The organism is Anaplasma marginale str. Florida (assembly GCF_000020305.1).
Taxonomy (GTDB): domain Bacteria; phylum Pseudomonadota; class Alphaproteobacteria; order Rickettsiales; family Anaplasmataceae; genus Anaplasma; species Anaplasma marginale.
The window spans coordinates 227644-251460 of sequence record NC_012026.1 but is presented as its reverse complement, the minus strand read 5'-3'; the positions used below and the strand labels follow the sequence as shown (position 1 = coordinate 251460).

Here is a 23817-nt window from a genome sequence, read left to right as displayed (position 1 = left end):
GGAAAAGTGCTAAGCATAGCTGGCTCTGACTCTGGAGGAGGAGCCGGGATACAGGCGGACATCAAGACCATCACTATGCTGGGATGTTACGCTGCCACTTGCATAACATCCGTAACTGCGCAAAATACCACGGGAGTTTACGGAACCTGGAACTTGGCTCCAGAAGCCGTTGAGAAGCAGGTTGTGGCCGTTTTGTCAGACATACAAATAGACTCAATTAAGATAGGAATGCTGCCACCTAGTCTTATGGAAACTGTAGCACGTTTGATTCCCGTCGGAATACCTGTGGTGCTCGATCCAGTGATGGTTGCAACATCCGGGTTTGAGTTGGTCGAGGCCACGGAGTTTATGAAATGCTCTGGCGCGCTTCTGAAGAAGGTATCTTTACTCACACCCAACATTCCGGAAGCCGAGCACATATCTGGGGTGAAGATAAGCACGAAGCAGGACGCAATCAAGGCGGGAGAGGCTATTAAAGCTTTGGGGGTTGGCGGCGTCTTAGTAAAGGGCGGGCACTCAGACGAAGAATACGTGGAGGATATACTCCTCACGGACAGCGGCGTGTTATGCTTCAGAAACGCCAGAATTCCTGGGAAGATTCACGGCACTGGATGCACACTGTCGTCCGCCATAGCAAGCTTCATTGCGTGCGGCCTGTCAACGGAGGAGAGCGTGGAGTCAGCCATAGGCTATCTAACAAACACAATGCGTGCTGCACCCAAGATTGGGCATGGATACAACCCCGTATTTCACAACTACGAACTGTTCCCAGACGCTAATACGCCTTAGTGCACCAGGTTGAAAACTCGGCGGAGGTGGACGGTTTCACGCCAGGAGTATAGGGTGTGCGCGGGCGCCAAACCCGTACCAACCACCCGGCACTTGCATCAATAATATCGCAAACGTCCCGCGGCAAATTATTTGTCGCTATCTAGCGGTACCGGAACCGCGGCTCTTGACAGCAGATATGAAGTTGTCTTGCAGCTCCCCACGTGTACCATAGCTCACAGTAGTTCCACTACTCCTTAGATCTGTACCCGCACCTAGAACAATATGGGTACTGTCATTTGCTCCATGCGCGGCCGCGGCGCCCTTCTGTTGTCCCCTACCCTTTGCTTCGGGAAAATTGTCCTGCTGACTTTAACCAGCCGTCGCTGTTCAACACCAACAACCCACTATGCCCACTACTGGCGGAACTAGATGCCAACACACCACAGCTTCACAGGTGTCAAAACTTGTAGGAAGCGCACTACAGGGAAGCCGTACCACTGACCAAGTGCATGCTATTATCCGCATCCACCCACATACAGGCCAGCCGACAGCGCTTCGTTGCTATCTCATTGCGCCGGGACCGCGGTTCCTGGCAGATGCGAAGATATCCTGCAGTCCCTTACTCGTGCCATAGCTCACGGTAGTCCCGCTACTCATGAGGTCTGCGCCCGCACCTACAACCTTTAGCATATCAGCCTCGCTCAGGACAATACAGCCATCATCATTCGCTCCACGCGCGGACGCGGCGCCCTTCTGTTGTCCCCTACCCTTTGCTTCAGGAAAATTGTCCTGCTGACTTTCCCCAACTCCCGTGTCTATAGCAGGTACGTCATCGCGCGCCGACGCACTTTGGGACCTCTCTCCCTTGGGATCCAAGTAAAAACCCAACCCCTCACTCATGTCTTTGATGCTGTCTATAAAGCAAGTAAGTGCCTCGTCTCCGGAACTGATGAGAAGCTGCTTCCCGACCTGCAGCTGGGAAGCGTTAAGGTTATATGCCGAGTTTACCAGAATCGGGATAGCCCTGGCAGTGCTCACGGAAACCTTTCTTATACTCCCGATCGCGCCCTTGCCAAGCAGCGCAATTTTCTCCATGCATCTGAGGGCAAACCCCGACATTATAAACCCCGCAGGCGAACCCAGGCCCGTAACGGTACCCTTCTGTTTGGCTACAATGCGGTGTCGTGCCTCGCGCTCCATACTGGCAGCACCAGCACCTAGGAGGCGCGCGCAAACGTCAAGAGCTCCCTGCGGAATCATACAAGCAAAGTTGAGTACGGCCGCACACGTGTTAAAAGGCACAGCCATTGCTACAGTAAGAAGCCACGAAGTAGCACCAGTTTTCTCGTTCACAATGCGCTTGGTCTCAGCCGTCACCTCAGCATTGTAGATAGCCCGCATGACCTTTGCTTCCGCATCACCCACAGCAGTGGGGACTACAGTATCCCCCTCGCATGCCACTACCAGCCTTTTGTTTTTGTACTTTTCCAAATCCAACCCCAAGGCCAGCAACGCCTCTTTCTGGTGATTGGTGTTAATCGCGTAAAGAAGCTTTCCGTCAGCAGTGACGGCCCTATCCAGCCCCAGACCCTCTGATTTTATCGGCTCTAGCGGGAGCGCCCTGCCCTTAACTATAAGCTGCCCCTTCTCGAGCCTCATCTTACTACCTTTCCCGCTGAAGCATGAGGGAGGTAGGAATTCGCATGGCTGGCTGCGATCCACAAGCTGCGACATGAGCATGGGAACACGCACCTTCTGCTGTTCACCATTTCCTTGGGGGTCCAACCTGGCAATGTTCTTGAGATTAAGAGCAAAAGTGACCTTCAAAGCTTTTAAAACTTTCCCCGGTACACTAGACTCTTTAATACTCGTCCCAACATCACTGGCACCACGTGCCGCCGATGTCCACAAATTTCTAAGCTCTCTGGACATAATCCCCGCTTCAATAACCCAACACGCAAGGGGAACATTCTAGAGAAAATTCTCTAAAAATTAATAAACTTCACAACAGGGCACACGGCCCAACCAACCTGCCCCATAGCTCAAGAGTGGGGTAGCACACCAGCAGACACGCCGTCAGCTTCACCTAATGTTATGTCCAAAAAGCATCGCCAAGGTTACCGCACACACGGTGACCAGGGCAAATAGCCTGAAGAATGTAATCATGAAGGCGCGCAGAACTTCGGAGTGGACGTAATCCTCCAGGACCACCTGCACGCCCAAAACCCCGTGGTAAAACGCGGCAACAAGAAGCGCAATAGCAGATACGCTGGCACAAAAGCCATAGTCCGCAGCATGGACAGACTCAAAACCGTAAGAGCGGTAGAAAAACGCAAACAAAAACGGTACGGGCAGCATAACCAGCCCAGCTATTCTTTGCATCCACCAAAAATATACAGACCTTCCACCCATAAGAGCCAGAACTACAACCAAACAAAAAAGAATGCGACGACCGAGAACGCGGCCGTCAGCAGCAGCACAAAAGCGCTGCTGGCAGTGACAGCTGTTTTGTCGAGACCAACACCACAATCCCACAAAAGATGCCGCACCCCATTAAAGTAGTGGTAACAAAAAGCCACACAGCAAGAGAACGATAGCAGCTTCACAAGAAAGAATCCCAAGGGATTAGCCAAGAAGGGCGCGATACAGTCTGGCGCACAACGCAGCAGGACAAAAAGCCACGACAGCACCGACAATCCAAAAAAGAGGAAAAGGCCCGAAGCCCTATGAGTGATAGAGAGCAAGGCAGCAACAGGCAGCTTGTAGACCTGCAAATGTGGAGACAAAGGTCTGGACCTTAACACCACGCGGCCTCCGAAACCAAAAACAGAAATAGAGACGGCGGCACGTTTGCCTGCGCTCTGCCATAAGACGGAACAGCAGACAAAAAGCCTAAAGGAGGTAATCCAGCCGCAGGTTCACCTACAGCTACCTTGTTACGACTTCACCCCAGTCACCGACCCAACCTTAAATGGCTGCCTCCTTACGGTTGGCGCACCAGCTTCGAGTTAAGCCAATTCCCATGGCGTGACGGGCAGTGTGTACAAGACCCGAGAACGTATTCACCGTGGCATGCTGATCCACGATTACTAGCGATTCCGACTTCATGCCCTCGAGTTACAGAGGACAATCCGAACTGAGACGACTTTTACGGATTAGCTCAGCCTTGCGACGTTGCAACCTATTGTAGTCGCCATTGTAGCACGTGTGTAGCCCACCCCATAAGGGCCGTGCTGACTTGACATCATCCCCACCTTCCTCCAGTTTATCACTGGCAGTTTCCTTAAAGTGCCCGGCATTACCCGCTGGTAACTAAGGATGAGGGTTGCGCTCGTTGCGGGACTTAACCCAACATCTCACGACACGAGCTGACGACAGGCATGCAGCACCTGTGCGAGGCCCAGCCGAACTGCGCCCTTCTGTTAAGAAGGATCTAGCCTCCATGTCAAGAAGTGGTAAGGTTTTTCGCGTTGCATCGAATTAAACCACATGCTCCACCGCTTGTGCGGGTCCCCGTCAATTCCTTTGAGTTTTAGTCTTGCGACCGTAGTCCCCAGGCGGAGTGCTTAACGCGTTAGCTACAACACAGAGGCAAAAGCCCCCACATTCAGCACTCATCGTTTACAGCGTGGACTACCAGGGTATCTAATCCTGTTTGCTCCCCACGCTTTCGCACCTCAGCGTCAGTACCGGACCAGACAGCCGCCTTCGCCACTGGTGTTCCTCCTAATATCTACGAATTTCACCTCTACACTAGGAATTCCGCTATCCTCTTCCGGACTCTAGTCCTGCAGTATTAAAAGCAGCCCCAGGGTTAAGCCCTGGTATTTCACCTTTAACTTACCAAACCGCCTACATGCCCTTTACGCCCAATAATTCCGAACAACGCTTGCCCCCTCCGTATTACCGCGGCTGCTGGCACGGAGTTTGCCGGGACTTCTTCTGTAGGTACCGTCATTATCTTCCCTACTGAAAGAGTTTTACAACCCTAAGGCCTTCCTCACTCACGCGGCATAGCTGGATCAGGCTTGCGCCCATTGTCCAATATTCCCCACTGCTGCCTCCCGTAGGAGTCTGGACCGTGTCTCAGTTCCAGTGTGGCTGATCATCCTCTCAGACCAGCTACAGATCACCGCCTTGGTAGGCCATTACCCCACCAACTAGCTAATCTGACATAGGCTCATCTAATAGCGATAAATCTTTCCCCCGCAGGGATTATACAGTATTACCCACCATTTCTAGTGGCTATCCCATACTACTAGGTAGATTCCTATGCATTACTCACCCGTCTGCCACTAACCATACACGCAGCAAGCTGCGTATACGGTCCGTTCGACTTGCATGTGTTAAGCTTGCCGCCAGCGTTCGTTCTGAGCCAGGATCAAACTCTCAAGTTTGATTAAAATCACAAAAGCAAATTATGATCTGGACTCATGCAAAAACCAAAAACAAAATAAGCTTAAGTGCACTAAATAAAATATTTAGCTGCGCGCACCGCCGCCTCTATTTCTACTCTAAAGTTTCCCTTCCAACTAATCAAGCAACAGGGCCACCTCAGCCCCGGGTAGGAGTATCTACCATAGCCCAAACCCTGTCAACAACTTTTAAGAACTTTTTTCGTCGCTGGTGTCCCACGTAAAAGCACCACGGACGGGTTTTCCTCCCTAAAATTGCTCAACATCTCCACAAATTTCACCAACCCGTGGCTTGCGTGCCCACCAACCGATGTGGCGATACGGGCGGCCATGCCCGAAATCGCTGCTTTATCATTCCCACGACCCGCAGCAACTTCGTCGCCGCACCCGTGAATTATGAGAGAGTCATCCCCCATACTGAGTTCAACGCCGCATTTTGCCAGCCCCGTGGCGGCTGTGTCTAACCTATCGCGCGCGCTATCCCCCAGCGTAGACAGCCCGGTAATCGTCGTGGCTCCCACAGCGCATGCGCATACAGCACATATTGCGGGTAGCTCCATGGCTATGCTGCGCAACTCCGCACACTCGATTCTGGCCCCACGTAGCACCCCTACCCTGATTTTCGCATCATACAGGCCCCTATTGGGGACCAAGGCTACGTATGCGCCCATTTTGATAAATACATTGAGCACACCCCTCACCGCGTCATCCACTAAAATCCCCGAGACTAGGACGGGCAAACCGCGCGTCATCACTGCGGCCGCCACAGCGTGTAATGCCTCAGACGCGGGGGCAGGAACACAAATTTCCCCCGCAACTAACTCTTGTTGCCCGTCTATCACTATTGTGTCTGCGCCGCAGTCGGTTCTCCTCTCCACACAAATTCTGGCGCCCAATTGTTTCAGCAGCAGCTCCGTGTACCCGCTCAGGGCGCTTTTTGCGCGTATATTACTTTTCCCACCTACGCCTATGCATGCCAGCAACATTGCAGACTTCACCGCATCGGAAGGAATTACCCCGTCAAACGCGGCCGGCACACATTCGTCCGTGCCAATTATCAGCGCAGGAAACGCCGCTCCATTGGACATAAACCTTGCGCCCATAGACGTAAGCATTGCCATTACCATGCTAACATCATTATCTCCGTACACGGCAATGTCGGGAGAAATGCGATAATTGCGCCCCCTAAACAGAAACGTAGAAAACGGGTGCACGGCCAACATACCGATGGTCATACACGCAACAAGCGGGGAATATCCGACACAAATTTCGCGGTGGGGCTCGGCCAAACCTCCAACACCTGCTCCTTCAACGACGTAGCATCCATTTTCGTGTGCTACACTTATTCCCAAAGCGTCCAGCACTCCTACAACATCGAGGACCTGCGCGCACTTTTGCACACCGTAAACCCTCGAAGCACCTGCAGCCTGCGCGGCCAGAAGTAGCGAGATGCACGATGCCTCCGCGCACCCGGGAATCCTAATTACGGCACACCCGAGCTCCGCGCCGTAGACGCATGTGAATTCATCGGACGCCAACCTGCATCCATGCCCTTCCATGTTGGACATATCTTAACGAGTGAAAAGCGGATTCTACACCATTTCACCCAAATGATGCAAAGCGTTCGGGCACGGGGTCTATACATCCGGTTATTGCGGAAACGCGGGCTATAGTGCGCCACAGCACACCCCAGCCCTTCGCCACAGCGGCTGTGAATAGATGCGCGGCAAAGGAGCAGGAGTGGAGCATCAGCCACAATTAGACGTGCACCGGATTGGAAAAATTATGGCACAACACCCATTCCTGTTTATTGGTAAAACCTCTGATGATTGACGCTAATATTTTGCACCCAGCTCAGCCCCAAAATTTTCATGTAAGCTTCAGCCGTGATCTGAAACACGCCAGGTAGTTTTATCAGCACCAAGTTACCCTTGGAAGGCATTTCGACAAATACTTCTGTTTTACCCCGATCTCTGCGCAAGATCTTCCCAAGCGTGTTGGGTTCGTAATGACCTTGACTGAAGTGAATAACTATGTTTTTCATTTTTTGAGTCATGGCGGTGAGCCCATCACCAAAGCTGTATATATTTTTTCCGATCAGCCGCGATTTTACTGAGTTATAGTCCATGTCTATCATTACTGAAACTCCGCTGTGAAACAGGTCTCTACCGGCCTCTATGACCCTACTGTTATAAAATGCAACATCGTTAACCCCGTAAGGATCGGAGATCCTTACAACCGCAAATCTCTCTTTGTTCGCAGATCTTATCCTCACACTAGAGATCACACCTGCAGACTTTTTAACACCTGACTCTGAAGAATCTTGGCACTCACTAACAAACTTTACGCCCAGGCCCCGTAAAATTCCTTCATACTTGGCCAAGGGGTGGTACCTCAGATAGAAACCTAAGGTGGAGAACTCGTGCTCAATTTTTTCCTCCTCAGACCAGTCTTCCACCTCCAAGAGTTTGTGCCCCTCCGTGATCCCGAACAGATTGAATTGTTTGGATTCCGCACTGTTTCTGGTATCATCAATCACATCCAGTATCGTCCCTAAAGATTCAAACAACTGCCTCCTATTGGGATGTATGCTGTCCAGTGCGCCAGATTTTATCAAGCTTTCCATAACCCGTTTACACGCCCATTTCGCCCGCATGTTACGCGCGAAATCCCATATGTCGCTGTACTTCTTGCCAGCCTCTGGTACAACTTCCCTGGCGGCGGTTTGTCCTACATTTTTTAATGCACCCAATCCATACTTGATCGCATCACCTGAGATGGTAAACAACACGCCCGAGGAATTCACATCAGGCGGCAACACCTGGACACCACACGCCCTGGCCTGCTGGCATAAAAGCTCTAACTTGTCTTTGTCGCCGATATCAAGGTTCATTGATGCAGTGAAGAACTCTTTGGTATAGTTTGCCTTCAGATATGCGGTCTGGAAGCTAATGAGTGCATATGCGGCAGCGTGTGATTTATTAAATCCGTATCCGGCAAACTTCGCTACCAAATCGAATATGTAGCTGGCCTTACCGCGATCTATACCATTTTTGATCGCGCCATTTACAAAATCCTGGCGCTGTTTGTCCATCTCTTCCTTAATCTTCTTACCCATCGCACGCCTGAGCAAGTCAGCACCACCAAGGCTGTACCCAGCCAGAATCCTGGCTATCTCCATAACCTGCTCCTGATATATAATTACCCCGAACGTTTCCTTCAGGACCCCTTCCAGCATCGGATGTATGTAATCGGGTTTCTCCAATCCGTGTTTACGGGCTATATATATGGCAATGTTGTTCATGGGGCCGGGACGATATAGCGATATCAGAGCAATTATGTCCTGGATTCCGTCGGGGCGGAGTTTGCTGATAGCCTCCCTCATGCCCGCACTTTCAAGCTGAAACACGCCTACGGAGTTTCCTGTCGATAGCATTTCATATGTTTTGCCGTCATCAAGCGGCAGCTCGGAAAGCTCTATGCTGACCCCTCTATCCTGTATAAGAGATCGTACCTGGTCTAGGACCGTAAGGGTGCGCAACCCCAGAAAGTCGAATTTCACCAGTCCAGCTTTCTCCACGTACTTCATGTTGTATTGCGTGATTGGCAACGAACACGACTGGTCGTAGTACAGGGGGACAAAATCCTCAAGCGGCTTGTCGCATATCACAATTCCCGCTGCATGCACCGAAGCATGTCTGTACAACCCCTCTAGTTTAAGTGATATCTCAAAAAGTTTAGCGACCGTGTTATCACTCTCCTGTTCCCGCTTGAGGTTCTGGTCCATCTCTATAGCCTCAGAAAGTGTCACCGGGCTTACGGGATCATGGGGGATCATCTTGCATATTTTGTCGATCTGCGCATAGGGTATTTGCATAACCCTACCAACATCGCGGAGCACGGCCCTGGCTTGTAGTTTACCAAAGGTGATAATGTGTGCTACGTATCCATATTTTTCCCTGACATACTCTATTACCTTGTCTCGTTTTTCCTGGCAGAAGTCTATGTCAAAATCAGGCATGGAGACCCTTTCCGGGTTCAGGAACCGCTCAAAAATTAGCCCGAACTCTATAGGGTCTAGGTCAGTAATTCCGAGAGACCAAGCTATTAATGACCCCGCACCAGATCCCCTCCCTGGGCCGACCATTATGTCGTTCTTTTTACTCCAGCAGATAAAATCTGCCACTATCAGAAAGTACCCAGAGTAGTCCATGGATATCACTATGCCAAGTTCGTACTGTAGCCGGTTATGGTATTGCTCCTTCTTATCTCCATCAATGTTTTTAGCTCGCAATCGCGCTTCCAATCCTGTTTTCGCGCATTCCGTCAACTCTTCAGCCTCAGTTCTACCACCTGAACACGGAAAGTGCGGCAATGACGGCTTTCTAATTTCCGCAATAAACGCGCATCTTCGGGCAATCATCGGAGTGTTGCGCACAGCTTCTGGGATGTCAGAAAACAGTTCGAACATCTCCTTGGACGTCTTAAAATAGTGCTCTTCGGTGAGTCTGCGCCTACCTTCTTGCACTATATATGTCCCGTCCGAAATGCAAGATAGCACGTCATGCGCTTGGAAATCGCCCCTACGTACAAAAAACACGTCGTTCGTGGCAACCAGGGGAATATTGCGCTCGTATGCAAAACCAATCAATAGCCCCTCTACCTCCTTCTGGGATTCTAACCCATGGCGTTGCAGCTCTACGTAGACATCATTGCCAAACGTTTCTAGAATCGCATTTATTGCCCCCATCCCGGCGCTTTTCCCAAGCAGGGCGCGGGCTAAAATATCATCGTGCCCCCCGGTTAGCAGGAGCAACCCCGAACCTTGCCGCAGTAGGCTGTTAACATCAACCCTATTAGCCTTTCCTGATTGATTTTCTTTGAATCCGTTACTTACTAGACTAATCAAATTCACGAAGCCTTCGTGGCTTTTCGTGAGCATTAGAATGTTTCCCAAGTCCTCGCCCGCATCGTGCACCATGATGTTGCACCCAACTATGGGCTGCACACCAAAACTTGCGGCACAATCAGAAAATTCCAGGGAGCCGAATAGATTTCCAGAATCGGTCAGGGCAACTGCCGGCATGTTCTGGTCCACGCACATCGCCACCAGCGATTCTATCTTGATCATCCCCTCCAGAAGGGAGTAATCGCTGTGCGTTCTAAGATGAACGAAAAGTCCATCAATCATGCAAGCCCATGAACACCTAAACTTAGTGGAACATTATACAGGCAAGACTTGTCGTGAAAAGGCCCGAGGCATAATCTGCGTCTATCACCAACAGTTGGGCAGGACATGCGCTATGCAAGTGCCAACTCGGTGCTTGAACTCCGCTCATGGCACATTACGCGCTGCTTGGATATTACTGCCACAATGGGGGAATGTTCTTCGTTGGTAGAATTCGCTAGGTCCCCAAGGCCGCTGTAGCTTGGAATGCTACACATGTGTCGGTCGGGTAGCCGCCGCGCGGAGTTACGTCCACTCACCAGTGGTACAACATCTCACCGAGCCGTAACAACGTGGGCATCGCGCTGACTTTAATGGCTACAATGGCTATGCACGTTGGTTTGCCACCTTAATAGCTGCCACCTTCCAAGTATTCATTCATACAGTAACACTCCGGCATCTCCCACGAGCGCCACTGGGCCAGGCAGTAGGATGCGTGGTTTCTCTTTGCCGCCGCTAGTTGCCACTGCTGGAGCGTAGACATGCCCTTCATCGCTCTTATAAACGCAGAGCTTTCCTTCATCGTATAGTAAGCTAGGAGCCAACCCATTGTAAGTCTCAGTCGCCCTCATTATATCACCGGCATGAGAAAAATTGACTTCCACTTCCTCTTTGTTGCCAACTCTCACACCACCTCCCGGAATTACAAATTTGGCCGATGGGGCAAAATCCCAATCATCGGCATTCTCCAGGCCATCATAGTTTCTCTCGACCCATTGCTTATCCTGGGCTTCTACATACCTTCCGTAAAAGTGCATACCTCGTGGCTCCTCACTGCTTGGCACACCGCAAAATGCGCTTGCAGCCCCATTTCCGCCAGACCATAGCTCAGCCAGCTCCTCCTTAAAGAGTACGAGATCAGCATCGGTAGCAAACACTTTATGGCTGAGTCCGTCATAAATGCGCTGCGCCACCTCAGCAGCGGAGGAGTTCTCAAGCATATCCAAAAAGTCACGCTTGTTTGGCGCGTATCCCCAATTTCCGCACATACCGATAATTGCTTCGTCGAAGCCATGTATCTGTGGAGCATGTGGCAATTTGCACATGTCGTCGGCTTCTATCCCCAAGAAGAGGTTAAACTCAGCGCTACCATGGCGGCAATCATTCACATGCAATGCGGTCAGGGCATAGGGTTGACCGCCCTTTTGATCCTTTTTGAGAATATCCTTCCCTAACATGCACCTATCACCGTCATCGGGGTTATCTGCGGCGTCACTCACGGCGAGGAAAGGGTATATCCCTGCGCACGCACAGAATACGGAAAGAGGCGTCGCTATGTTACTGGCTCTCATAATAATCTCCAAAACCACTTAGGAGTCATAATAACTCCCGCATCTTTTCCTTTAAGGCATAAAACAATTATGTTGTATCTTACCGAGCGTTAACACGCGATTAACTCTTCACGCTAATTTTGCTTGTACACATTACATACACTTCACTAACTGTGTGGCTAAATGCGGCAATGGGGCGTGGTTTGTGTTGACAATTAACACGGTGTCGCCCACAATTGCCCCGGTTTATATGCGGTGCCTCGGTATGAAGCTTGGTTTAGCTCAAAGTACAGGGCCAGCTGGAGGTGCTGGTTCTGGTGTTTCGAGCACACCACTTGACGGTAAGCGTGCAGAAATCATTGGGCTGGTGCGGGAGAAAATACTCGCACACGTGGCTGGGGCACACGTGGAAGTGGTTGACGAGTCGCATAATCATGCAGGGCATGTGGGGAGCCGGGGTTATGCTGTATCCCACATGAAAATCCTGGTAGTTTCAGATCGCTTTGCGGGCATGAGTAGACTGAACAGGTGGCGGTTGATGCACGAGGTTTTATCAGACGAGGTGAAAATGGTGCACTCTGTTTCCTTTTTTCTGGTAACCAGTGACGAACAGACGGCGGAGGGGAAAGATGGCCGACACAACAACTAGGCGCCCAGAGGAGCAACCAGATGCGGATCCGTTGGAGGTAAAAAGCTGTGGGGTAGTTACCACATACCCGGTGTATAGGCGTTCCACTGTTCCTTTTTCCAGCATTAGAGAAATCATAAGAGCGTACGGTGGGTATTGCAACTCATCGGGTAAGATGGTTGGCGTGGATGCAAGCTACGGAAACATCGCTGCTCCATCTTGCACGTCTCTTGCTGAGGATGTACGGGCCATAGATGGGGGAAAATATGCGCTGCTATTCCCGTCGGGCCTTTTGTGTTTGACCATGGCCTGTGTAACATTCTGTGACGCAGGGTCGCACATTCTGGTTCCAAAAAAGGCGTACTTCAAGCTGCACAGATTCATACAGGAGTCTTGCCCCAGACTTGGGAGAAGTGTCTCTGTGTACGAATCAGCCGAGGATGTGCCAAAGATGGCAAATGAGAAGACGTCCTTGATATTTATTGAAACCCTCAGCTCCTCCAGGTTAATCATAGAGGACGTGTCGCCCATAATAGCATTCGCGAAAAAGCGTGGCATAGTAGTTTTGTGTGACAACTCCTGCATTCCCACGGTGTTCAACCCTTTCAACTGTGGAGCAGATATCGTGATGTATTCCCTAACGAAGTATTTTGGCGGGCATTCAGACGTAATGATGGGCGCCCTGATAGTGAACGACGAGGGGATTTTTGACAGGCTGTATGTGGACCACCGGAACTACGGCATTTACGTATCATCTGACGATTGCTACCTGGTACAGCGCGGGATGAAAACCATGAGAGTGCGCATGCAGCAAGTGCAAAGTACTGCGATCGCCCTGGCTTCTAGGCTGCAGGCACACAAAAAAATATCTCAGGTAATTTACCCGGGGCTGCCATCGTACCCGCATCGCGAGGTTTGGGAAAAGTATTGCCGCGGGAAGTATGGCTTGGGCCTCGTTAATTTGATGTTTGACGGAAATTACTCGGTCGAAGAGGTGGATCGCGCGCTGGAGGGAATCGATACTTTCAAAATTGGGTTGTCGTGGGGAGGGTGTCGAAGCATAGTGATTCCCATAGTTTCCAAGGGGTCGCTAATAAACGCGCCGCAAGCTGGCATTGACGGGCTGCGGGTTTACTGTGGCTTGGAAGATCCAGAGGAAATAATATCATCGGTGGAAAGGGCATTGTCCAGGCTGCCATAGTTCACACTGGGGTTACGCGCATCATGAGGGGGCCAGGCAAATGGCTGGGAGTTGTTCTGCCGCCGCAGAGAGTTGTTGCAGTCGGGCAGCCAGTACCCGCTTTCCACCAAAAACCACGTCTTTCAACAGCTGTAAGTATGTTGTAACAGACGTCAAAATGTGCTTGTGATACACCACGTTGTATGCTTTACTCCCCCAAAAAATTGCTGCTACACGCCCTATGAACATCGACAGCATTGTCAGGGAGCTGGTTGGTCAGGCTTCCGGGATCACCGCTGATTCCAGAAGCGTGAAGCCCGGATTTATCTTCGTGTGCTTGTCAGAAGCCGCAAAAGGGTTCGTGCCGGATGCAGTCAAGGCTGGGGCAAAATTTATAGTTGCCGGCAATGCTGGTGGATTACCGCACGTAGATCATTCGCAAATAATCATCTGCCCCATGCAGCATGATCTTTACTACAAATTGGCTTCCGAGTTTTACCACGGCAGTCAGCCCGAGTTCGTCGCAGTAGTGACGGGCACGAATGGAAAAACTTCTGTGGCGGATTTCTGTAGGCAAATTTGGTGTCTTACCGGGCACACAGGGGCCAGCATGGGCACTTTGGGCGCCATAGTAGGCAACACAACTTTGCCCAGCAGCACCTCATTTACCACACCTGACGCGGTGGAGCTGCATAAAACGTTGAGCACACTGCGTGACCTGCAAGTCAAATACCTGTGCATGGAGGCTTCGAGTCACGGCATGGCACAAAAGCGCTTGTATGGGGTAAAAGCCAGCACTGCAGCTTTCACCAATCTCTCCGGTGACCACTTGGATTACCACGGTAGTATGGAAAAATATTGGGCTACAAAGCAAAAATTATTCTCCGAGGTGTTGTCACGTGAGGGATGCGCGGTGCTAAACGCGGACTCGGAACAGTATGAGGAGTTAAGGGAGTTGGCGGCGGGCCGCAACATAATTACCTACGGGGTTGACACCGGTGACGTAAAGTTGGCCCGCCTGGAACGCAATACACAAGGGCACAACATAACAGTAAAAATGTGCGGTGAGGTGATTTACGACGGGGCATTTCCAGTTTTGGGAAAATTTCAAATATCAAACTTGCTATGCGCATTGGCTATAGTAGCGGCTTCAGGATCCGGACACAGAGATGTTCCCATTGACAGGTTAGCATCCCCACGAGGGCGCATGGAGCTTATAGGTGACCGCATAATTATTGATTATGCGCACACGTCCGATGCTTTGAAGCATGCCCTAACCTCGCTGAAGTGGCACGGATTCCCCCAAAAAACAGTGTTAGTGTTCGGGTGCGGGGGCGACCGCGATAGAGAGAAACGCAAAACCATGGGTATGGTGGCCAGTCAGTACGCTGATGTGGTTATAGTGACAGATGATAATCCGAGAAGTGAAAACCCAGAAACCATACGAAAAGAAATCATGTTGCACTGCGAAAATGCAATTGAAATCCCAGATAGGGGCGACGCGATTCATTATGCAGTAAATTTTGCAATTCGTAACAACTATGTACTACTAATAGCCGGCAAGGGGCACGAGACCACCCAACAAATTGCGGGAAAATCGGTAGAATTCAACGATGGAACCGCGGTTAGGCGTTGCCTGAGCGAGATGCAGTACGCATAGGCCACTATGGGTATAGATCAACACAGCTCCATGAGCCACTATCTCCGCGGCTGTATTGCTTTCTGGAATGAAGCCTGTGCGCTCCATCCTCCCAAAACTCCACCACGTGCGGGACAACTCTAACACCCCCCCAGTGCCCCGGTCGGGGAATCTCCTGGCCATCGAACCTCTGCCGCTCGCGTTCAAACTGCTCAAGCAACAGTTTTCTACTCTCTAAAACCGCAGACTGCTGCGAGCACCATGCACTGATTTTACTCTCGCGGGACCGGGAAGCATGATATGCGTCAGACTCGCTCGCATCCATAAGCGTCGCCAACCCCTCCACACGCACCTGCCTGCCGATATGTCGCCAGTCAAAAACTAGTGCAACTTGCGGATTGTCGGCAATTTCCCTACCCTTTCTACTGTTAAAATTTGTAACAAACTCAAACCCCGCTTCACCATACTTTTTGAGCAGTACGACCCGGGCCGATGGCCTGTTTTGAACATCGCAAGTAGCAAGCACCATTGCAGACGGCTCACGCATATGGGCGCCAGTGGCCCGCAGCATTTCAGAATACCATAGACCAAACACATCCATGGGGCTACTATCAGCTTCCCTCACGCAAACACCGCTGAAAGGCATTATCAGCCATGATACACCTTCGAAAAAATCTATCAAGCCCGCTCACAAAGCACCAGATAGTATGCGCCGCATGCCCCATAAAGACGCCTGCGAAAACAACCAGCCATGCGGCCGCGTTACCCGCCAACAACCGCATCAATAAACCGGTCTATGCGCTCTGAGTTTTGCGCTATAATGTCATCCGCGTCACTCTGCAGTGCCTGCATGTTTTTGCGCGAGGCATCGGTAAAGTTGTGGCTCGCCCGGTTCAGGAATCCAGTTATCCTGGTGTACCGGTAGTTGCCGACCATCCTGGTCATTTGGTAATCTACAGCATCCATACCTGCATCAAGAAATACGTTAGCTACGTTTAGCGCCCAAAACGCTAGGCTATCTCGTACGCGCAATACGGGCTTAGACCGCTCACCCGACCCCACCGACAGGAAATACACTTCCTCGCCCGGATACAGCACGCTGGACGCGGCATATCCGCAGATGGATGGATTGTTAGCAACAAGCCCGCTGTCGATCATGCAGCATTTTGTGTTTTGGATAACGACATTTCTTGGGGGAAAAATTGTGGGGGCCGCCGATGCCGCAAGCAGAACGTCAACGAGTTTCAGGTCCTGAAACTTAGGCTCCCAATTGCGCATCATGAAGGTGTACCCCGTATGAAGATCGTAGCTCGGTATCATAATGTTCGCCGTAACGTTACCCATTTTCAGGTTAGAAAAAAAGCCACTGAGCGTATTTTCCAAATTTTTCGGGGAGAACCTTGTACCTACAACTACAGACAGCGCTTGCCTCACCAATGAAAAGGCAAATATGCGCGGACCAAATTTTAGAAAAAATCCCAATAAGTCAGAAGCCGTATGCTCGGCCCTTCCCTGACCATTCCTTAGAGCGAGAGCGACAGCTATAATCGCCCCTACTGAGCTTCCTACAAACAAATCGAAAACTTCACCGGCGGGTTTGCCGAGCCTTTGCTCTACCTCATAAAGCACTTTGGCGGCAATAATGCCCCGTATACCGCCACCATCAACAGAAAGAACGTATCTGGCCATACTACCCCTAATATGTCGAGCTTGAGGTAAAAATTATTGACCAAAGCATAAGGGTTACGAAGCACATTAATCTCATTCAGGGCCGCGCAACCCGAACACAATGCTGCGTACCGCATCTACCAAATGACATTTCCTCATTGCACGGCCAAACAAGCCGTGGTCCGACGTTTGCGCCATAACTAGCCCGGGTATATTTACCACGCGCATATAGCAATCTAGCATCAACGAACTACGTCGCGGCACTCAAAACACACCCTATCATAGATATCTGTGCAACACACCACAGAGTGGCGGTAGGAGCTGCTATGGTTTAGGCACTGTAAAATTGTCTTTGATGAATTTCGTACCAATCTTTGCGCCTTCACTGTTAATCGAATGATCAAGGCCCTGCAGCTTGTGCTCAACAACAGGCACGCCTTGCTCACGTAAAAAACCCACACATTCGCTAAAATAGTGGATTGGAATTACATAGTCATCAGTTCCGTGGACGACACAAACATTGGGTTTCGAGCGGATTTTGGGCACCAGAGCATGGGGGAACGGTATAGCCCCAGAGTAGGCCACAATGGAGGCGCATTTTTTTGCTCTGCACAACCCAACGTATATGGCAAGCATTGCCCCCTGGGAAAACCCTACCAAAGACAGCTCGCTATCACCTATTGAGAATCTAGCTAGCTGCGCGTCTATAAACTCGTTCACATCCTGAACTGCCTGCATAATTTCAACGAACGCAGTGCTTTCTTCCATGTCTCGCACACTGTCTGAAAACCAAGTGTAGCCATTGCCGTAGTTCATATGTGCATGTGGAGCTAAAAATTGAGCAGAGGGAAGTTCTTTTGACATATGCGGAGCGAGAGAGATCATGTTATCGCCACTTGCTCCCCTACCATGCAGCATTACTACTAAATTTTTTACTGAGTCTCCAGAAAAGAAACTAGGGCCGTTCATTGATATAACCACGCACTCCTCCGCACATAAACAAAGATAGTCCGGCATTGTATCAGGCAATACCAGCACGCACCAGCCAATATTGTGCATACCAATTGTATATACCATTGTCTGTGTTGCGTACCCGTGTGGTATATCGCATCGTGCGTATCAATATTAACGCGCTATAATGGGCGAACGGCAATCCGAGCGCGCAAGCGAGAATAGAAAGGTTGCAAGTCAGGCGCCATCTGCATGGCTTAGGATTTTCTATCCACCAAAAGTATGTGAACAGTATTAAGATCTTCTTCGGAAACGCTGTTTGCCTCTGGATTTCTGATGTTGTCAACCAGATTGGCGAGCAGCACCCCGTTGAGGTGGTCCATCTCGTGTTGTATGCACCTTGCAAGCCAGTTATATGCCCTTATAACGCACTCATTACCCATGAGATCCGTGTATTTTAGGTCGAGATGCTTGGGCCTACTTATTCCGATCAAGCCGTAAGAGCTGGCTGAAAGACACCCTTCAAACAAAACCACCGTTTCGCCCGAAAAGCTCACTATTCTGGGGTTCACGCAAACCAGGTTATTCCCATTGAGTGAGTGATAACCAGACAACACTTTGATGTCCTGCGCCGCGTCGAACAGCCCGCTAGCCACGTTGATTGCAAAAACCCTCTTGGAAACGCCCAGCTGGATAGCAGAAAACCCAACGGTTCCGCTGGTATTTATCACTTTTGTCATCCGGTCAACAAGCCCTAAAACTTCATCGTCTACCTTTTCTATCGGGGAAGATTTAGTTTGTAGGACTCTCAACTCCCGCGTGTTGTCCACAGACAAAACCCGCATCACCTATCCTCTAATACAGAGACTATAAAATGTCAGAACGGCGCTTTGGTGCGCGTGGAAAATGTGCGTTTTCCGGCCGCAGTTGCGATTGCTGCGATTGCCGGGCGTGAATCCCTATCTGGGCACACAACCGCCAGTATATCACGTCGTTACTTAGTATGTATTGATAGTTGTTGCAGTTATGGCAGATAGTGGTAAATACACCTCACAGGAGCTTTGGTGTTTGCTGTCGTGCGTGGTATTATTTTCGGAATATGGTTTAGGTGCAGCAGTGTCGTTCTTCAGGTTTAGCCATAGTCCACGTTTTTGGGTGCCACCTGAAGTCGCCCACGGGCTTGTGATTTTTGGACTAAAGCATGGGTTGTTCCCGGAGGTGCGGGGGCAAATGCCCGAGTGTTTAAGCATTGAGGTGTGCCACTTAAGGTTTAGGACGCCTATAGGGCTGGCCGCTGGGTTTGACAAGAACGCCGAGGTCATAAAACCCCTCATAGGCATGGGCTTCGGGTTCGTAGAGGCCGGCACTGTGACAAAAAAACCTCAGTCGGGAAACAAAAGGCCACGCCTTTTCAGGATAGTGGACCAAAAAGCTGTGGTAAACCGCCTAGGGTTCAACAATAAGGGCATACAGCGTTTCATCAAGAAAATTGACAGAAAAGAGCTAAACAACTTGGTGTTTGGCGCCAACTTGGGTATCAACAAAACTTGTACTGATCCTCCCGCGGAATATGCCGAGATGGTCAGGAGTGTATACGGGCTTTCCAGCTATATCACCATTAACGTTTCATCGCCCAACACCGCGGGGCTGCGTGACCTTCAGAACAGGGGCCCTTTGAGTGAGATTCTTTCCTCCGTAAGAGATGCGCGGCGTTCCGTTGACCAGGCGGAGTCTGTTCCCATATTTTTGAAGATAGCCCCAGATATAAGCGACGAGCTCAAGCAGGACATAGCTGAAGAGATTGTGAAGCACAAAATCAGCGGATTGATAGTTAGTAACACTACTACCGACCTCAGCCTTTTGGGAAAAGATAGAAATAAGTCAATCACGCAGGGCGGGTTAAGCGGCAGGCCGTTGTTTGACCTGTCCACAACAGTGCTCTCCGAAATGTATTCCTTGCTCCGGGACAAGGTGATACTAATAGGGTGTGGGGGTGTGAGCAGCGGAGCGCAGGCTTTACAAAAAATAAAAGCCGGTGCATCGTTGGTGCAGCTGTATACCGCCCTAGTGTACGAGGGTTTTGGAGTAGTGAAAAAGATCAATATGGAGCTAGCCGAACTTCTGACACAAGAGGGGTTTTCGAAAGTAGAGCAGGCTGTGGGCGTAGATGTGCAGTAAAGCAGCATGATAGTTGCGGTCGATGTTGGCAATACTAGCACTAAGATTGCGTTATGTGAAAATGGCACAGTTGTAGACAAGTGGAGGATATCTACCTGCGGGAAAAGAACTGCTGCTGAGTATTTTTCGTGTATCAGCGTGCTGGCGTCGCGCAGGTCTGCTGATATTCTCGCAGGGGTGCGTGGGGCTGCAATTTCTAGCGTTGTACCAGTCGTTAACAGACATGTAGAAGAGCTGTTTGAGCGCTTTTTTAACATTTCTCCGGTGTTCATTACGAACTCCCATGCAGACTTATTTGGACTTAAAATTTGTCTGGCGCAACCCACCATAGGCGCGGATAGGGTGGCCGATTTGGTTGCTGCAAAAACCGTGTGGCCTACAAGCGACCTGTTGGTAATTGACATGGGCACAGCCACCGTTTTTAACCTGCTAGATAGGAATGGCGGCTTGTATGGCCAGGTTGTAGCCCCGGGTGTATCCTGCTTGGTACACAGTATGAGGGAGTGCACGGCACTGCTACCACAAACTCTTGCTCGGGAATCAGAAAAAATAGTATGTGATTCCACAGCTGCATCGCTGGAAGCTGGGCTCTATTGGGGATATAGAGCAATGGTTGAAGGCATTACAAAGCAGATAATGCGCGAGAGCACCCGGACCCTGCGTGTTATAGCCACTGGGGGAGGAGTGGGCCTTTTCAGAAATTGCGATTACCTCAACCACATCGACGAGTTGCTTACGATAAAGGGAATTGTGCAAATTTACGAAAAAACGCAAGGCTGAGGGCCGCCGCGCCTGTCATGTTTGTGGACCAAGGTTCCTAACCTTGCCTACCAGGGCTTGAGCGTTGCCACGTGGCCGCCATTCCCCAATTATGCATGCTCTCCTAGTATGGCACTAACGCGGTTGTCTATCTCGGCAACTCCAGGAATCAGGCTCTTGTCCAGAGCCAAAACCTCAACCTTATAATCCCGTGTTACGTTCATGCCTACCGTGCCCGGAGTCAGAGTGATTGAATTTGCCAATATAAACGCGCCCAGCTCACCACTTTGCCCGGTCTCCACAAGTGCCATTACGGGCGCGCTCATGTCGCGTACGTTCGGCGCGAACACCCTCTTGGTCACAAACCACGCAGACAGCACTGCCTGGCCGAATATCCACGGCAAATATAGAAAAATAATCCTGCAAAACCTTGCCGCGCTCCCACGAGGCGGTTCATATCTGGAACCAGATTCTTCCTTGGCACCTATCACGTAGCACACGGCAACCGACAGCAGCGAGCTTACCGCACCAGCGGACAGGAAAAACGCGTCAAAATATCCGGAAAACACCACCCAAAGCACCATTTGAATCAGTAACAACCCAAGCATGCTCGTACAAACCAGAAATACCACGGCCGTAAAATACTAACATTAAATTTTAATAATCCTAGCATTTATGACGTAATGAGCTATTGTGTTGAATCGGGTTACTGATAGAGTATATGCGTAGACACATTTGGTTCGTAATGGTGGCAAGTGCCGCCGCGTTTTCGTGTGCTGCTTTCATGAAAAATCTAGCTAACTTCGGTTCCCGCGGCAAGATCGCGTTGGTTGATATACAAAAAAGTGATTCCCGGGTCGAAGATGCAAGTCGAGACATTAATATGGGTATGGAAGAACATTAGAGACTGCAGACAGGTCCTGTACTGGTAGCATAAGCACCGCGCATTGCGGTGCATGGGTGGGTTTGGTACGTGTAGTGATAATCGCTGCGTCAACTCTCCCTATGGCGTAAAATAGCCAGGAAAACATTCTGGGTTACAAGGTGCATGCAACACTGGAGAGCGTACTAAAGGCAAGGTGTGAGTCTATCGCATCCAAGGGCCTACTCAGGAAAGTGGCCACCATCACCAGGAAAGCCACCAGTAGGCAGGTAATAACCGCAGATGGAATGCAGCTCATTTCTTTTTCCTGCAACGATTACATGTCCCTGGCCAACCACAGTGTGGTAAAAAGAGCCGCTATCAAGGCCATAGAGCTTTATGGAGTAGGGGCGCAGGCATCGAGATTGGTTACGGGCAATCACCCGTTGTACAAGGAGATAGAAGAAAAAATCGCTGCGATCTACCGCACAGAAGCCGCTTTAGTATTTAGTAGTGGGTACCTAGCAAATGTGGGGAGCATATCCACAATCGTTGGTCGGCACGATATGATACTTGCTGATAGATTAATACATGCCTCTGCAGTCGATGGGGCAAAGTTATCTGGGGCCAAGATTTATAGATTCATGCACAATGACTTGGCTCATTGTGAAGAGCTGCTGAAAAAATATCGTAAAATGCACAGACATTGCCTTGTGCTGGTTGAGGGGGTATACGGCATGGATGGGGACCTGGCACCAGTAGATGAACTGGCAAAAGTAGCCAGGGAGCACGGTGCATGGCTTGCAGTAGACGTGGCACACAGCTTTGGTATGACAAGCACACTGCAGCCTGACATTTACATAGGCACTTTGTCCAAAGCTACGGGAGCACTGGGAGGATACGTCTGCTCCTCGCGGGTGGTGATAGACTACCTTCAAAACGCCGCAAGAAGTTTCGTATATACAACTGCCCTCCCCCCAGCAATAGTCGCGGCGGCAAGCGCTGCTATAGACATAGCCCGTGAGAGTTGCGAAATCCCAATTACGCTCGCAAAAAAGTTTTGTGAAGCCATGGAACTACCAGAGCCCAAAAGCCATATCGTGCCTATTATAATGCGAGACCCGCACAGTGCGGTGCACGCGGCACAAATTTTGGCGAAAAGGGGATTTTTGGTGGCGGCTATACGCCCACCCACTGTGCCCACTCCCAGACTCAGATTCGCATTCACCGCAGCACACACGCTACAAGACATACACAGGCTGTGTGAGACATTAAGGCAAGAGCGCATCCTCGCCACCTTTGCTGCTCCTCTTACCTCACCGTAGTTGGGTCCCGCTTGTACGGCCGTTGTAAATTCGTTATACATTGTAATTGCTTTAATAATTAATTAGCGTACAATCCGCCCTTGCCTGCCCCTTGCATACCACGGCATCACAATTTCGCAGATGTACCATAGAAAATGTTAGTTGTCCTGGAGCGGAAGATTGTGTAGAGTGTCAGTGTTGTGGTGGGGTTGCGTTTTGGGGCCGTAGCTCAGTAGGATAGAGCATTAGATTCCTAATCTGAGGGTCGTGCGTTCGAATCGCACCGGTCCCACTTTCTGTATCCGTGGTGCGTGCTGTAAGGTGGCTATGGGTCTCTCTCATACGTTAGAGGCATATCTCTTGTTGTTTACGGACAGCGTGGTTGGATCCGTGGTCCTTCCAGTAAATAGGGCAACGGTGTTTGACATCATATGCTGTTTTGGGGGCTACAATCCGCTAACATCAATATTGGTTGCAACTCTGGGAGCGCTGCTGGGGGGCATCGTAAACTGGTGCCTGGGCAGGCTGGTAATGTTCGCACGGATGAGGTATCACAAGTCAGAATATACCCAACCTGGCGGCTATTTACAGTTGGCGTGCTTGGCGCCCCTGGCATTATTATCTTGGACACACATCGTGGGCTCCCTCATCAACGTATCCTGCGGATATCTGCGGGTAAATCTCGGTTACACATGCCTTGCCGTGTTCGTGTCCCACTTCGCATACTCTACATACCACGCAATAATCACCAAGTTTCTGAACCTCTGGTAGGGAGCTGGCCGTGCACTTAGCTCATGTTCGCCCTTTTCTCCACAACAAGCCAGTCTGCTCGGTCACTTACTTCAGTAGCTAGCAGCAGGCAGTCGCCAGTCAGTGGTGCACACTTCGGCGTTCCTCTTATCCCAAGGCAGTGCGGGGCCGTATAGAATCAGTTTAGCCCCACATACCAACAAAAAAGCCCGTT

General features: G+C 50.5%; 19 protein-coding genes, 1 tRNA gene and 1 rRNA gene. 9 read left to right on the top strand and 12 right to left on the bottom strand.

The window, feature by feature from the left end; all coding sequences use genetic code 11:
* The first annotated feature begins 6 nt into the window (after positions 1 to 6).
* Positions 7 to 789, top strand: coding sequence for a bifunctional hydroxymethylpyrimidine kinase/phosphomethylpyrimidine kinase (thiD, locus tag AMF_RS06150; RefSeq protein WP_010267211.1), 783 nt, complete (start codon positions 7 to 9; stop codon positions 787 to 789).
* A 543-nt stretch (positions 790 to 1332) separates the two neighbouring features.
* Here thiD and AMF_RS06145 read toward each other — a convergent pair.
* The 7 genes from AMF_RS06145 to AMF_RS06115 form a co-directional block, all read right to left on the bottom strand.
* The gene (locus AMF_RS06145; RefSeq protein WP_010263161.1) at positions 1333 to 2703 is read right to left on the bottom strand and encodes a hypothetical protein; all 1371 of its coding nucleotides are present in this window, start codon (positions 2701 to 2703) and stop codon (positions 1333 to 1335) included.
* 150 nt (positions 2704 to 2853) lie between these two features.
* Positions 2854 to 3183: a succinate dehydrogenase, hydrophobic membrane anchor protein gene (sdhD, locus tag AMF_RS06140; protein WP_010263158.1), complete on the bottom strand. Its 330-nt coding sequence runs from the start codon at positions 3181 to 3183 to the stop codon at positions 2854 to 2856.
* A gap of 11 nt (positions 3184 to 3194) precedes the next feature.
* A complete protein-coding gene (sdhC, locus tag AMF_RS06135; RefSeq protein WP_223822686.1) occupies positions 3195 to 3575 on the bottom strand; it encodes a succinate dehydrogenase, cytochrome b556 subunit in 381 nt (126 codons plus the stop codon).
* Positions 3576 to 3665: 90 nt separating this feature from the next.
* Positions 3666 to 5168 (bottom strand): 16S ribosomal RNA (locus tag AMF_RS06130).
* Between the two features lie 197 nt (positions 5169 to 5365).
* Positions 5366 to 6745, bottom strand: a complete 1380-nt coding sequence (locus AMF_RS06125) for a 3-phosphoshikimate 1-carboxyvinyltransferase (protein ID WP_227013243.1) — start codon at positions 6743 to 6745, stop codon at positions 5366 to 5368.
* 248 nt (positions 6746 to 6993) lie between these two features.
* On the bottom strand, positions 6994 to 10377 hold the full coding sequence (gene dnaE / locus AMF_RS06120; RefSeq protein WP_010267208.1) for a DNA polymerase III subunit alpha: 3384 nt from the start codon (positions 10375 to 10377) through the stop codon (positions 6994 to 6996).
* Positions 10378 to 10787: 410 nt separating this feature from the next.
* Positions 10788 to 11705: a hypothetical protein gene (locus tag AMF_RS06115; RefSeq protein ID WP_237696975.1), complete on the bottom strand. Its 918-nt coding sequence runs from the start codon at positions 11703 to 11705 to the stop codon at positions 10788 to 10790.
* Positions 11706 to 11949: 244 nt separating this feature from the next.
* Between AMF_RS06115 and AMF_RS06110 the strand changes: the two genes are divergently transcribed.
* The 3 genes from AMF_RS06110 to AMF_RS06095 all read left to right on the top strand — a co-directional run bounded on the left by AMF_RS06110 (position 11950) and on the right by AMF_RS06095 (position 15152).
* Positions 11950 to 12333: a BolA family protein gene (locus AMF_RS06110; RefSeq protein WP_010263146.1), complete on the top strand. Its 384-nt coding sequence runs from the start codon at positions 11950 to 11952 to the stop codon at positions 12331 to 12333.
* On the top strand, positions 12314 to 13513 hold the full coding sequence (locus AMF_RS06105) for a trans-sulfuration enzyme family protein (RefSeq protein WP_010267207.1): 1200 nt from the start codon (positions 12314 to 12316) through the stop codon (positions 13511 to 13513). The genes AMF_RS06110 and AMF_RS06105 overlap by 20 nt, the downstream gene beginning before the upstream one ends.
* A gap of 220 nt (positions 13514 to 13733) precedes the next feature.
* Positions 13734 to 15152 (top strand): UDP-N-acetylmuramoyl-L-alanyl-D-glutamate--2,6-diaminopimelate ligase, encoded by a 1419-nt coding sequence (locus AMF_RS06095; protein ID WP_010267204.1) that lies wholly within the window; start codon positions 13734 to 13736, stop codon positions 15150 to 15152.
* Between the two features lie 4 nt (positions 15153 to 15156).
* Here the strand turns inward: AMF_RS06095 and pdxH are convergent, their stop codons facing one another.
* The 4 genes from pdxH to AMF_RS06075 all read right to left on the bottom strand — a co-directional run bounded on the left by pdxH (position 15157) and on the right by AMF_RS06075 (position 18595).
* Complete coding sequence (gene pdxH / locus AMF_RS06090; protein WP_010267203.1) at positions 15157 to 15777, bottom strand: pyridoxamine 5'-phosphate oxidase; 621 nt, start codon at positions 15775 to 15777, stop codon at positions 15157 to 15159.
* A gap of 116 nt (positions 15778 to 15893) precedes the next feature.
* The gene (locus tag AMF_RS06085) at positions 15894 to 16820 is read right to left on the bottom strand and encodes a patatin-like phospholipase family protein (protein ID WP_010267201.1); all 927 of its coding nucleotides are present in this window, start codon (positions 16818 to 16820) and stop codon (positions 15894 to 15896) included.
* 303 nt (positions 16821 to 17123) lie between these two features.
* Entirely contained in the window at positions 17124 to 17876 is a 753-nt protein-coding gene (locus AMF_RS06080) for an alpha/beta hydrolase (protein ID WP_010267200.1), read from the bottom strand.
* Positions 17877 to 18007: 131 nt separating this feature from the next.
* Positions 18008 to 18595 (bottom strand): peptide deformylase, encoded by a 588-nt coding sequence (locus tag AMF_RS06075; protein WP_010263124.1) that lies wholly within the window; start codon positions 18593 to 18595, stop codon positions 18008 to 18010.
* A 181-nt stretch (positions 18596 to 18776) separates the two neighbouring features.
* On the opposite strand from AMF_RS06075, the gene AMF_RS06070 reads away from it, so the two are divergent.
* Positions 18777 to 19928, top strand: a complete 1152-nt coding sequence (locus AMF_RS06070) for a quinone-dependent dihydroorotate dehydrogenase (protein WP_010267199.1) — start codon at positions 18777 to 18779, stop codon at positions 19926 to 19928.
* 6 nt (positions 19929 to 19934) lie between these two features.
* A complete protein-coding gene (locus AMF_RS06065; RefSeq protein ID WP_010267198.1) occupies positions 19935 to 20708 on the top strand; it encodes a type III pantothenate kinase in 774 nt (257 codons plus the stop codon).
* An 89-nt stretch (positions 20709 to 20797) separates the two neighbouring features.
* On the opposite strand, the gene AMF_RS06060 is transcribed toward AMF_RS06065, so the two are convergent.
* Complete coding sequence (locus AMF_RS06060; RefSeq protein ID WP_225349161.1) at positions 20798 to 21271, bottom strand: Na+/H+ antiporter subunit E; 474 nt, start codon at positions 21269 to 21271, stop codon at positions 20798 to 20800.
* A gap of 161 nt (positions 21272 to 21432) precedes the next feature.
* On the opposite strand from AMF_RS06060, the gene AMF_RS10505 reads away from it, so the two are divergent.
* The 3 genes from AMF_RS10505 to AMF_RS06050 all read left to right on the top strand — a co-directional run bounded on the left by AMF_RS10505 (position 21433) and on the right by AMF_RS06050 (position 23145).
* Complete coding sequence (locus tag AMF_RS10505) at positions 21433 to 21591, top strand: hypothetical protein (RefSeq protein WP_010263116.1); 159 nt, start codon at positions 21433 to 21435, stop codon at positions 21589 to 21591.
* Positions 21592 to 21731: 140 nt separating this feature from the next.
* Positions 21732 to 22874 carry an aminotransferase class I/II-fold pyridoxal phosphate-dependent enzyme gene (locus AMF_RS06055; RefSeq protein ID WP_010267193.1) on the top strand — a complete coding sequence of 381 codons (1143 nt, stop codon included), beginning with the start codon at positions 21732 to 21734 and terminating at the stop codon, positions 22872 to 22874.
* 197 nt (positions 22875 to 23071) lie between these two features.
* Positions 23072 to 23145, top strand: a tRNA-Arg gene (locus tag AMF_RS06050).
* Positions 23146 to 23817: the final 672 nt, after the last annotated feature.

What these genes read in the sequence shown, in the direction of transcription:
- AMF_RS06145 (WP_010263161.1), bottom strand. Translation starts at nt 2,703, where the DNA reads ATGTCCAGAGAGCTTAGAAATTTGTGGACATCGGCGGCACGTGGTGCC.
- sdhD (WP_010263158.1), bottom strand. Translation starts at nt 3,183, where the DNA reads ATGGGTGGAAGGTCTGTATATTTTTGGTGGATGCAAAGAATAGCTGGG.
- AMF_RS06125 (WP_227013243.1), bottom strand. Translation starts at nt 6,745, where the DNA reads ATGGAAGGGCATGGATGCAGGTTGGCGTCCGATGAATTCACATGCGTC.
- dnaE (WP_010267208.1), bottom strand. Translation starts at nt 10,377, where the DNA reads ATGATTGATGGACTTTTCGTTCATCTTAGAACGCACAGCGATTACTCC.
- AMF_RS06115 (WP_237696975.1), bottom strand. Translation starts at nt 11,705, where the DNA reads ATGAGAGCCAGTAACATAGCGACGCCTCTTTCCGTATTCTGTGCGTGC.
- AMF_RS06110 (WP_010263146.1), top strand. Translation starts at nt 11,950, where the DNA reads ATGAAGCTTGGTTTAGCTCAAAGTACAGGGCCAGCTGGAGGTGCTGGT.
- AMF_RS06105 (WP_010267207.1), top strand. Translation starts at nt 12,314, where the DNA reads ATGGCCGACACAACAACTAGGCGCCCAGAGGAGCAACCAGATGCGGAT.
- AMF_RS06095 (WP_010267204.1), top strand. Translation starts at nt 13,734, where the DNA reads ATGAACATCGACAGCATTGTCAGGGAGCTGGTTGGTCAGGCTTCCGGG.
- pdxH (WP_010267203.1), bottom strand. Translation starts at nt 15,777, where the DNA reads ATGCCTTTCAGCGGTGTTTGCGTGAGGGAAGCTGATAGTAGCCCCATG.
- AMF_RS06085 (WP_010267201.1), bottom strand. Translation starts at nt 16,820, where the DNA reads ATGGCCAGATACGTTCTTTCTGTTGATGGTGGCGGTATACGGGGCATT.
- AMF_RS06080 (WP_010267200.1), bottom strand. Translation starts at nt 17,876, where the DNA reads ATGGTATATACAATTGGTATGCACAATATTGGCTGGTGCGTGCTGGTA.
- AMF_RS06075 (WP_010263124.1), bottom strand. Translation starts at nt 18,595, where the DNA reads ATGCGGGTTTTGTCTGTGGACAACACGCGGGAGTTGAGAGTCCTACAA.
- AMF_RS06070 (WP_010267199.1), top strand. Translation starts at nt 18,777, where the DNA reads ATGGCAGATAGTGGTAAATACACCTCACAGGAGCTTTGGTGTTTGCTG.
- AMF_RS06065 (WP_010267198.1), top strand. Translation starts at nt 19,935, where the DNA reads ATGATAGTTGCGGTCGATGTTGGCAATACTAGCACTAAGATTGCGTTA.
- AMF_RS06060 (WP_225349161.1), bottom strand. Translation starts at nt 21,271, where the DNA reads ATGGTGCTTTGGGTGGTGTTTTCCGGATATTTTGACGCGTTTTTCCTG.
- AMF_RS10505 (WP_010263116.1), top strand. Translation starts at nt 21,433, where the DNA reads ATGGTGGCAAGTGCCGCCGCGTTTTCGTGTGCTGCTTTCATGAAAAAT.